Origin of the sequence: Acinetobacter sp. USHLN143 (genome assembly GCF_037145695.1) — a bacterium.
GTDB classification, from domain to species: domain Bacteria; phylum Pseudomonadota; class Gammaproteobacteria; order Pseudomonadales; family Moraxellaceae; genus Acinetobacter; species Acinetobacter fasciculus.
In genome coordinates this window covers 40934-52138 of the sequence record NZ_JBBCWZ010000018.1, presented here as the reverse complement: position 1 = coordinate 52138, position 11205 = coordinate 40934, and the positions used below count along the sequence as shown (strand labels likewise).

Annotated in this window: 10 protein-coding genes and 1 pseudogene; 3 read left to right on the top strand and 8 right to left on the bottom strand. The window is 42.3% G+C overall.

Annotation, left to right across the window (positions count from 1 at the left end; all coding sequences use genetic code 11):
* Positions 1-178: 178 nt before the first annotated feature.
* The 3 genes from craA to WFH18_RS07130 form a co-directional block, all read right to left on the bottom strand.
* Positions 179-1408 carry a chloramphenicol efflux MFS transporter CraA gene (gene craA, locus WFH18_RS07140; protein ID WP_005101263.1) on the bottom strand — a complete coding sequence of 410 codons (1230 nt, stop codon included), beginning with the start codon at positions 1406-1408 and terminating at the stop codon, positions 179-181.
* 192 nt (positions 1409-1600) lie between these two features.
* Entirely contained in the window at positions 1601-1978 is a 378-nt protein-coding gene (locus WFH18_RS07135; protein WP_004281576.1) for a hypothetical protein, read from the bottom strand.
* A gap of 141 nt (positions 1979-2119) precedes the next feature.
* Positions 2120-3529, bottom strand: a complete 1410-nt coding sequence (locus WFH18_RS07130; protein WP_004732367.1) for an FAD-binding oxidoreductase — start codon at positions 3527-3529, stop codon at positions 2120-2122.
* 354 nt (positions 3530-3883) lie between these two features.
* Here WFH18_RS07130 and serA point away from each other — a divergent pair, with 354 nt between their 5' ends.
* Both serA and WFH18_RS07120 read left to right on the top strand, forming a co-directional pair.
* A complete protein-coding gene (gene serA, locus WFH18_RS07125; RefSeq protein ID WP_004732371.1) occupies positions 3884-5116 on the top strand; it encodes a phosphoglycerate dehydrogenase in 1233 nt (410 codons plus the stop codon).
* 124 nt (positions 5117-5240) lie between these two features.
* Positions 5241-6107 carry an EamA family transporter gene (locus tag WFH18_RS07120; RefSeq protein WP_005101265.1) on the top strand — a complete coding sequence of 289 codons (867 nt, stop codon included), beginning with the start codon at positions 5241-5243 and terminating at the stop codon, positions 6105-6107.
* Positions 6108-6160: 53 nt separating this feature from the next.
* On the opposite strand, the gene WFH18_RS07115 is transcribed toward WFH18_RS07120, so the two are convergent.
* Positions 6161-6508, bottom strand: a complete 348-nt coding sequence (locus WFH18_RS07115) for a hypothetical protein (protein WP_228277117.1) — start codon at positions 6506-6508, stop codon at positions 6161-6163.
* A 53-nt stretch (positions 6509-6561) separates the two neighbouring features.
* Positions 6562-7299, bottom strand: a complete 738-nt coding sequence (locus WFH18_RS07110; RefSeq protein WP_228127360.1) for a hypothetical protein — start codon at positions 7297-7299, stop codon at positions 6562-6564.
* Between the two features lie 364 nt (positions 7300-7663).
* On the opposite strand from WFH18_RS07110, the gene WFH18_RS07105 reads away from it, so the two are divergent.
* Positions 7664-8542 (top strand): EamA family transporter, encoded by an 879-nt coding sequence (locus WFH18_RS07105; protein WP_005101268.1) that lies wholly within the window; start codon positions 7664-7666, stop codon positions 8540-8542.
* Positions 8543-8694: 152 nt separating this feature from the next.
* On the opposite strand, the gene WFH18_RS07100 is transcribed toward WFH18_RS07105, so the two are convergent.
* From WFH18_RS07100 to WFH18_RS07090, 3 genes and pseudogenes are all read right to left on the bottom strand, one after another.
* Positions 8695-9162, bottom strand: a complete 468-nt coding sequence (locus WFH18_RS07100) for a hemerythrin domain-containing protein (protein WP_004732380.1) — start codon at positions 9160-9162, stop codon at positions 8695-8697.
* A 134-nt stretch (positions 9163-9296) separates the two neighbouring features.
* Positions 9297-9713: pseudogene (locus tag WFH18_RS07095) on the bottom strand (sulfite exporter TauE/SafE family protein); the annotation flags it as partial.
* A 61-nt stretch (positions 9714-9774) separates the two neighbouring features.
* A complete protein-coding gene (locus WFH18_RS07090) occupies positions 9775-11079 on the bottom strand; it encodes an RNA-guided endonuclease InsQ/TnpB family protein (protein WP_005101271.1) in 1305 nt (434 codons plus the stop codon).
* Between the last annotated feature and the right edge of the window lie 126 nt (positions 11080-11205).

The window sequence follows — 11205 nt, the reverse complement described above, 5'->3', positions numbered from 1 at the left end:
AAGGCTGTTATAGCGCTTGACAAGACGCTGATCCAGGCCAGAGATGTTAAATTGAAGAGCATGCTCTTCAATTTAACGCAAAGTTCAGGAATTGTGTAGATACCTATGCCTTTTAGGAGAGGGAAATTCAATACTGAACATATGATTTCAATAATTTATAAGTTCCCTCGATAAGGAATCAAAACTCCCCACGCTCCTGTCTTTCCAGCATTAACTGTTTGAGCTGCATGCGCGGCAAAGTAAACCAGAGTGCAATCAGAATCAAAGAGGCAGCACAGTAGGCCCAGATATCGTAGGCTTCATACGCCATCCTTACTGCTTCAATCACCACAAAAAAGCTGAGCATCAGGATAATAGAAACCGTCGCAGCCACCGTGCCTTTGGACACTTCAGAAGACATTAATGCAAAACGATACAGCACCGAAAAACTCACACCCTCACCCAGACTGATACAAGTGGTGCCGATAATCAGACAATGACTAAAATATTCTGGAATCAATAAGCCCATCATCAATAAACCGGTACCCAGCAACATCAGTGGCAGACCCAATAATACGGTTTTGCCCAGCGGTATTTTATCGATAATTTTTAGCAGAATCAGATTACCTGCAATCAGGCCGCCCAAGACCGGAAACTGCGCCAGACCATATTGCACGCTACTGAATCCAAATTGCTCGACCAGAATCACGGGTGACAGGGCAATCCATAACATCAAGGGCAGACTCACCAAAGGCAAGGCTACAGTCATGATCACAAAGCGTTTATTTTTTAAAACCTGTTTAAAGTCATCCAGAATATAGCTGACCGGCTGTCTGGGAATACTGACTTTCAGGTTTGGCATTTTGGCTTTCAGGCCGAACCAGCTCAGAAATGACAGAAATGCGATACCGATAAAGCCCCAATGCCAAGAGATATGATCAATCATAAAGGCACCCAGCACTGGTCCTAGCAAAGGTGCCAGCAAAGACACATTGGCCATCAGTGCCATGACTTTGATGGCATCACGTTCTTCAAAGCTTTCCTGAATGGCGGCATAACCAACGGCGGTAATAAAGGACAGGCCAAAGCCCTGTAAAAAGCGCAGGAATAAGAAACTTTCGATATTGGGTGTTAATAAAATAGCCAGACAGCTAATCGTGAAAAATGCCACACCACCCAGCAGTACCATTTTACGTCCAAGACGATCGGACAAAGGTCCCAGAATCGCTGCGACAAATGCCCCACCCAACAGGAAAAAGGACATGGAGGATGGTGCCCATGAACTACTTACGCCAAAATCACGGGTAATCGCCAGCATGGCCGGTTGAATCAGGTCATTACATATATAGACTGAGAATTCAAACAGGACCAGTGCCAGCGGGAACATAAGTGTGGCACGGGTCAGTTTTTGGGTGTGGATATTTTGCATGGGAGTTTTTATTGTCAGTCTGCCCGTTTTAACAGACTGAACTTTGTCTAAAATAGAAAGAAATAATTTTAGCAGATGAGATATTCAAACGCTCTGAATAAATATAACTGATCGTAGAGATAATCTTCCAAATAAAAAAGCGCATCCTCTAGATACGCTTTTAACCAAAATCTGTCTAAAGATCAAACACTATTATGGACAGACTGCTTTCTGGAAAGTCTTGGTATTTGAACCTCGTGCACAACGATACAACTTCTCGGTATTTTCCAGCATCCAGCTGTTATCTTCCCGTTTAAAATAATAAATGGTCTGTACTGAACGTACCGAATCATCCATTAACCCAGTTTCAGTGACTTTGACCTGTCCAATCGTGGGCGACTCTACCTTGTCAAAGAACTGGCGCAACTCAACTGTTGCCAGTTCCTTACGCAAGTCCGGTCTTAATTGTAAAACCTGTTCCAAAGGCGTATCCGAAGATGACTGTACCTTTGCAATGACCTGTTGAGCAGTTGCACAGCCTGAACCCAATATACCAAAAGCGAGAGTTGCGACTGCCAATATCCGGAACATATTATTTAACCCTTTATCGTCATTCTTATTCCAACCTATCATGCCGAGCTTCTTAGTACAAAACCATTTAGACTCTGTAACTGTCTTTACACAGCAATAAAAAAGCGCACCTTTCGATGCGCTTTTTTCAATTCCGACCGATTAAAGATCGAAAAGTTTACCCGGATTCATGATGCCATTTGGATCAAACACTTTTTTCAGAGCTTTCATATATTCAATTTCTTCCGCCGAACGCGAATATTCAAGATATGGCTTCTTGGTCATGCCCACACCATGTTCCGCAGAAATTGAACCGTCATATTTTTTCACGGTATCAAAGACATACTTGTTCACCACCTGACATTTGGCAAAGAATTCATCTTTAGACAAATCAGCAGGTTTTAAGATATTTAAGTGCAAGTTACCGTCACCGATATGACCGAACCAGCAGATTTCAAAGTCTGGGTAATTCGTCGATACAATCGCATCAATTTCTTTAATGAATGCAGGAACGTGCGTGATCAGAACGGAAATGTCATTTTTGTATGGAATAAATGGCGCGATAGATTCAGAAATATCTTCACGTAAACGCCATAAACTTTCTACCTGATCCAGGCTTTGGCTCATTACGCCGTCCAGTACCCAACCTTGTTCCATGCAATGCTCGAAGATTTCCATCGCCTTGTCCATAATCGGCTCAAACGGCGCTTCAAACTCAAGCAATACATAGAATGGGCATTCAGTTTCAAATGGACGTTGCACGTGACCATGGGCCAAGACTTTCTGCATCGCCAGTTCACCAAAGAACTCAAATGCAGTCAGGTCAATTTTCGCCTGGAAGGCATGCAATAACGGCATGATCGCATCAAAGTCAGGTACACCCAGTACCATCACTTGCAGGTCTTGCGGTTGACGTTCAAGCTTGATTTCCGCTTCCGTCACCAGACCCAGCGTGCCTTCACCACCAATAAATAAATGTTGTAGCGCATAACCGGTTGCATTCTTGATCATACCTTTGTTCAGACGCAATACATCGCCCTTACCCGTCACAACGGTCAGGCCAAGTACCCAGTTACGGGTCATGCCGTATTTAATCACTTTGATGCCGCCAGCATTGGTGCCGATGTTACCGCCAATTTGCGATGAACCTGCCGAAGCAAAGTCAACTGGGTAATACATGCCCTGCTCTTCAGCATAGTTCTGTAACTGTTCAGTCACCACACCTGCCTGTACGCGCACCATACGATCTGCCGGGAAAAACTCCAGAATCTGGTTCATCTTGTCCATGCTGACCACGATCTCGCCATTGGCTGCGACTGCACCTGCAGAAAGACCGGTACGACCACCCGATGGAGTCACTGCAACATTAAATTGGTTCGCCAGTTTTACGATGTCTTGAACTTGCTCAGTTGACGACGGAAAAACGACGACTGACGGGTTTGGATCAAAGTGCTTCGTATGATCGCGACCCCAATTCTGGAGGCTGTCCGTATCGGTTTTAATACGGTTTTCACCCACAATTGCAGTCAATTGGTTCAATAACTCAGGGGTTAAAGCGACTGGAGCATTCATCGTTTGCAGACCTAGCATGATTTAAACAAGAGAGACTTCGCTGGTTCATTTGCACATTTTTTATGCATAAAAACATGGATACAAATCAGGCGAAACATGATTATTAAAGCACCGGATCACGCTGCTTTAAAAGCATGGCGCAATATTATAAGCTATTTTTTGGTGTTTCCTGCGAAAAATGACAATTTTGATAATATACCTTTGAAAATGCAGATTTAAATCAACCATCATGATCATTATTATCAATATATCTTGCCAGAATAGCTGATGTGAGGGTCATCAAGGAAATGTATAAGTGCGCTTTTCCTGTGCTATTATACCGCGACTAAATTTGGCCTTTGTAGCGGAGCCGTAATGAGCCAACATCTATCTCTACCTAAAGATAAAATCCGTTTCTTGTTGTTAGAAGGCGTTCACCAGAATGCAATCGACACTTTAAATGCTGCTGGATATACCAACATCGACTATCGTAAAACTGCGCTTGAGGGTGAAGCGTTGAAAGAAGCGATTAAAGATGCGCACTTCGTCGGTATTCGTTCCCGTACTCAATTGACTGAAGAAGTCTTTGAAGCTGCGAACAAACTGATTGCTGTCGGTTGTTTCTGTATCGGTACCAACCAGGTGAACCTGGACGCTGCAATGCGTCGCGGTATTCCAGTCTTTAACGCACCTTACTCAAATACGCGTTCAGTCGCTGAACTTGTACTTGCTGAAGCAATTCTTCTTCTACGCCGTGTACCTGAAAAATCAGCAGACACTCACACAGGCGGCTGGAACAAATCTGCAGTTGGTTCGTTCGAAACACGTGGTAAAACTTTAGGTATCGTAGGTTACGGTTCAATCGGTTCACAACTTTCTGTACTTGCTGAAAGCATGGGTATGAAAGTGATCTATTTCGATACAGTGACTAAATTGCCTTTAGGTAATGCACGTCAAGTCGGTAGCTTGGGCGAACTTTTGGCAAATGCCGATGTGGTTTCTTTACACGTTCCTGATGTTCCGTCTACACGTAACTTCATGACCAAAGATCAGTTCGCGCAAATGAAAGAAGGTTCGATCTTCATTAACGCGGCACGTGGTACCTGTGTCGTGATCGAAGATCTGGCGGATGCGATCAAATCTGGTCATATTGCTGGTGCTGCGGTAGATGTATTCCCGAAAGAACCTAAGGCGAACGGTGAAGAATTTGTTTCTCCACTGCGTAACCTGCCAAACGTGATCCTGACTCCGCACGTGGGTGGTTCGACCATGGAAGCGCAAGCGAACATCGGTCTGGAAGTAGCTGAGAAATTTGTAGCTTATTCTGATAAAGGTATGACTTTATCTGCGGTGAACTTCCCAGAAATCGCATTGCCATTGACTGAAGGCAAACACCGTTTACTGCACATCCATCAAAATATTCCAGGCGTATTGTCTAAAATCAACAACCTGTTTGCTGAACAAGGCATCAACATCTCTGGTCAGTCACTGATGACTAAAGGCGATGTCGGTTACCTGGTGATGGATGTCGATGCTGCTGCATCTCATGAAGCACTTGATATGCTTTCGAATGTTGAAGGTACAATCCGCGCACGCGTATTGTTCTAATTCAATATTGTAGAAAAACCACAGCTCTCGGGCTGTGGTTTTTTGTTTTTAAGGTTTGTATTTTTAAACCTTTTTCAGCTTATGCTGCTCTTCCGCTATTCGAGCAATCGAAACCTATTTAGTCATGCTGAATTTTAAAATCGCACCGATGGTGCAAGCGCCGCTGATTCTGTTGATCGCCATGATCAGTATGCAAAGCAGTGGCTCCTTTGCCAAATATCTGTTCGGTCAATTTCCCATTCTGACTATTTCCGCAATGCGTCTGCTGTTAGGCGCTATGATTTTGGCACTGATTTTTAAAATTTGGAAAATCCATTTCAGACAGATCAAGTGGCCGGCCATTATCAGTTATGGCCTTGCCCTGGCTGGCATGAATCTACTGTTTTACCTGTCGATTGATCGCCTGCCGCTGGGGATTGCCGTCTCTTTTGAATTTATTGGCCCCTTAAGTGTTGCCCTGTTTTATGCACGTCAGAAATTCGACTTTGTCTGGGTCGGACTGGCGATTCTAGGGCTAATTCTACTGTTCCCTTTTGATCAGGCTGCCCAGCCGCTTGACCCGATTGGGATGGCATTCGCCTTGGGTGCAGGTGCCTGCTGGGCCTTATATATCGTTGCCGGCCAAAGACCTTCAGGCGTTTCTGGCAATCATACTGTCTGCTTAGGCATGTTTGTCGGCATGCTGGTACTGATGCCGATCGCACTCTTTGCAGGCATGCCGGCACATACTTTTGAACCGATGAGTTTGTTGTATTTTGTGGCTTTGGCAGTACTGGCTAGTGCACTGCCTTTCACTCTAGAAATGATCGCACTGCGTAATTTAAGCGCACTGAGTTTCGGTACCTTGATGAGTTTGGAACCCGCCATTGCCGCACTCTCAGGCCTATTTTTTCTGGGTGAAACCTTGTTGTGGACACAGTGGCTGGCATTGGCCACGATTATCAGTGCTTCGGTAGGCTGTACGGTGACGACCCAAAGACAAAAATCTTGAATAAAAATAAAGGCGCTAGAGCGCCTTTATTTAAGATCACTTATTTTCAAATTTTAACGTGGTGTTGCGTCTTTAATCGCAGTATTTAATACAGTCGCTGCTGTCGCATTATAGCCATCACATCCAGAGGCAAGCTGATCATACATATATTCTGTCCATTTGATCATTAAAGAAGTTACACCTTCTTGTTTATTCAAGTCATCCAAGGCAGCCTGTTTTGATTGAGCAATATAGTCGTCGTGATCAATATGTTCCCCATGTTCCGAGAAATCAACTGAATAAATTCCGCCTTGATATTCGATCGCACCGAAATATTTGTAATATTGCATAGCATCGTCTTTATATTCTGCCTTTTTATATTTCAAGTTAGCCATCGTGTCATCTAGAATCGTTTTTGCCATTTCTTGGACAGACTGCTGTGCCTGCCATTCAGCAAGTGTGCTAAAGCCAGTTTTTACTTCCGGATCAAATTCAATATATTCTTCTTCAGGATGTTCAGCCAGAAGACGGAAACATTTAGAGCCATTTGGGAATTTGCGGGCCTTCTGCAAATCGACAAAATTGGTTGCAAACTCATTATAGTATTTACGCTCAGCTGTCGTATTATCACTGTTAAAGAACACAACACTCTGGTCGCGGGATCATCATACATTTTCACCACAGCAATATTGGTACGTTCAGTTAATGCTTTACCAGACAGGTCATACCACGCTATGTGTCGATGATTGCTGATATTGTTCTCAGGTATCGTCACAGGACGACTTTTAAATTGAGTCGTCGTATTTTCTAATATTTTTTCCAGCTTATAACCTAATGCTGTACGGGTGCGATCTGCAGGGAACACCCCTTTTGTTGTGACATAAGTTGAGAAGACCATATCTTCTTCAAGATCGTATTCAGTATCAACAGCGCTGTTATTATCCGCATATAATATGCCGTCAGTAATTTTATTTTTATGACTGGCTAATAGAAGTTTTTGCGATTCCATCTCTGATCCATCAATATTCGGTAAGTTGAATTGATAGTTATAGAATTCAGAAATGGTGTCTGATGCTCCATCACCCGGGGTTCCAGGATTGGTCGGTGCCGGTTGACTAGTGACTGGTTCATTATTATCAGAACTATCGGAGCCACCACCACATGCTGCCAGCATGCAGCTGAAAATGGCGCAAGAAAGTATTCTTAATTTCATTATTATCTACCTTAATTATTTGATATTGTTATTTTAATTCTGTCCATAAACACGGAATCCAAGGTGTTTTCATTGTTATTTTAAAGCTAACCCGAATCACGGGGTCTAAGATATTTTAATAAATATAAAAATAAGATCAATTTAAAAATTGATTAATTTGTAACCGCAATTACATAGAAGATTAACTTTGAATTTAAAATCTTTAGGTATTTGATCGGACCAAAACTTAACTTGATTGAATCAAAATTTAAGTTCGCCTCGGCAAAATATTTCCTTGCCCTACTCATTAAAAATTAACCAGTTTGCTATAATTTCATTTCCTCCTATTTCTCATTTTCACCCGCTCTGGGTAGAAGCTGCTTCCATGCCAAACGCCCAACTCCTTGCTGTATTGTTCATGGTATTATCCATGACCTCCTACCAGATTAGTGCATCTTTTGCCAAACAGCTGTTTAGTGTGCTGGATCCGATTACTGTGACCATTTTAAGGCTGTGCTTTGCAGCAATTATTGTTGGGGTAATGTTCCGTTCCTGGAAAATTATTTCCCGTTTGCCTTTTTTGAAATGGCGGGATTTGCTCTGCTATAGCGCCGCTTTAGGGGTCATGAATATTTTATTCTACCTGTCCCTCGGAAGATTACCGCAGGGAATTGCGGTAGGACTAGAATTTATTGGTCCGCTCGGCCTAGCCCTCATTTCGATTAAACATCGTAGTGACTATATTTGGGTATTAATGGCCATTTTAGGCATCGCACTGATGGTGCCATGGGGACAGGCCAATAGCAGTAATTTCGACCTGCTCGGCGCCGCCTGTGCTTTAGGTGCGGGTTTATGCTGGGCACTGTATATTTTCTTTGGGCAACGTGTGGTTCAGCAAAATATCGGTATGCATGCACTGACTATTGCGATTAGCATTTCAGCCCTGTGTCTGCTTCCGATTGGGCTCTATAACAATGCGCCCGCATTGATTGATACGCAACATTGGGGTAAAGCCGTTGTCATTGCGGTTCTGGCCACAGCGATTCCCTATGCGCTGGACTTAAAAGCTTTGCAGCATTTAAACAAGACCAGCTATGGCACCCTCTCCAGCCTGTCACCAGCTTTGGCAGCACTGACCGGTTTTATGCTATTGGGGGAGAAAATTACGTATCTTCAGACGGTAGCATTAGTCTGTATCATGCTGGCCTCTGTCGGTGTGACCGTACGTGCCGCCCGTCAAGGATCGGCAGAAAAGAATGCCTAAAAGGCTTATTGGAATTTGAATAACTAATTAAATATCCTATCCATTCTGTGTTTTTACTTGCTTTGAAAGCAAAATATAGAAGGTAGGTAAATTGGCATAAAAAAGATGGCACTACAGGCATCTTTTTTATTTATTCGACTTGAATTTAAAGCTTAGCTTTGTACCAGCATATCTTTTTTCATGTCTTTATAATGCTGGTATTCATTCTTGTACTGCACTGCTAAAGCGGTCTTTTGCTCTTCTCCCAGAATTTTACCAGCTTGCTGAAAGAAACCATGTTCCTCTTCTTTTAAGTGATGATGCACCTTTTCGGAAAGTTTTTTGGCCATGGCAATCCAGCCCGGATTACTCAATTCAGTTGCAGTTAATTCCTCAATCATTTCGTCCATTTCATGATGTTCGGCCAAGGCATGGCGGGTAATATTCAGGCCTGAATCGGTCATCATCAAGGGGATATAAAAATAACGGTCTTCCGCAGCCTCATGGGCAAATAATTCATTTTTGAGTTGCTTGAACAGCTCGCGGCGTTCTGCTGTATCCCCGGAAGTCTGTAATAGTTTTTCTGCAAGATCACGCTGAATCTCATGACTCTCTCTTAATGCTTCAAAAATAGTCGTCATTCCGATATTTCTCCGATTGTTTTATTTTTAATATCATTGATTCTAGAAGATTTTCAGAACAGGTTCAGACCCAGTTTATAAAGTGATTTGTTAAGAAACTTTAATATCGAGAATGATTTACATCGGGTTTATATCTAAAAAAACATCTGGTATGCCATCCGGCAAATCAGCAGACTGACCAGAATCAGGAATAAAATCCGGATAAAGCCACTGCCATATTTAAATGCCAAACGCACCCCGACCAAGGAACCACAAATATTGGCTACCGCCATCATTGTCCCGACCATAAACAGCACATTGCCACTAGGAATAAAAAAGCTTAAGGCGGCCAGGTTGGTAGTGAAATTGGCAATTTTCGATAAGGCCGATGCATGCAGGAAGTCGACGCTCAAATAGCGAATAAAAAAGAAAATAAAGAAACTACCGGTGCCCGGACCAAAGATACCATCATAAAAGCCTATCGCCAGACTGCCCAAAGCGGCCAGAATCAGCATTTTCCGATTCAGTTTTTGTTCGGTATGCACCTGGCCGAACTGTTTTTTCATCAAGGTTTGACATACTCCCCTCACTTTCATTTTACCTCAAGTGGGGGGATTCTAAAAGCAAAAGCTCTTAGGTGACTTCCTCACGGATTTCACTTGCTTTCTGCTTCACAGGGCGACCTTTACCGCATCGCCCCTCCACAGACAAAACGGCATGTCCTGCCGCTAAAATGTTGCGAGAAGCGTTAATATCCGCATTCTCGCTAAAGCCACATTCAACACACTCAAATTTAGATTGAGTTTGTCTATTCTCTTTCGCTACATGACCGCATGAGCTACAAGTTTGACTTGTATATCTAGGGTCAACTTTAACGAGTAAACCACCTCGCCATTGTTGCTTATACTCCAATATTTTGACAAGCATTGACCAACCTTGATCAAGAATTGATTTGTTCAAGCCTGACTTGGCTTTCACATTCTTTCCTTTGTTCTCGATTGTACCTTTTGCTGACTTCGACATATTGGCTACTTTTAAGTCCTCAACTACGATCATTGCGTGGTTTTTGCTGAGAGTTGTAGTGACTTTATGCAAGTAGTCATGCCGAATATTGGCAATATGATGGTGTAGTTTATTGATCTTTAAATTGAGCTTTTTCCAATTTTGGCTGAACTTGGTTTTCTTCTTCAACTTGCGTTGAAGCCTAGCTAATTTAACTTGATTAGCTTTAAAACTATTGATCGGGTCGAACACCTGACCACTAGATGTTGTAATTAATTTTTTAACACCTAGATCAACACCAATGGCTGATTTGGATGGGTGAATCGGTGCATCTATTGTGCTTTCAACACCGAAAGAGATATACCACTTTCCAACATGCTTTGAGATTGTGACATTCTTGATTTCACCAAGAATCTCTTGTGATTTTCTGAATTTCACAACGCCAATGTCATTAGGCAACTTAACCTGATTACCTTTAACCCAACAATATCTGCCAAATTGAACAATGCGAATTGAATCATAACCATCAGATTTCTTTTTAAATCGTGGCATGAGTGGTCTAAGCTGAATTTCACTGCCATCGGTCAATTTAAAGAATCTTGGTTTTTTAGGCTTAAATGGTTTTTGCTTTAACTTAGCTTGTTCTTTTTTATCAAAAAATTTAGCCCAAGCATCACCAAGATCACGGACTTTTTGTTGGAGTGAAACACCATTAGAGCTTTTTTCTAAAAAAGCACATTCAGGTTTTTTGCGTAATTCAGGAATTTTATTGACTAAATTAACTTTGTTGATTCGCTCATTTTTAGCAAGCATCTCAAATGATACAGCTAAAATTTGATTCCAAACAAAACGTGCAGAGCCAAGCAACTTGTTTAAAACAAGCTCTTGTTCCGCATTAGGCTCAAGCCTAAATTTGTACGCTTTGTTGATCTTCATTTCGCCTTAAATCTATTTAGATACAGAAACTTAATGTAAATTATTCTATCATATTGCACTAAAAAAACACCAAAAAAAAGTCGTGAAATTCACCTCCACCCTAATGTTGGGTGGAGTCCTCTTTCA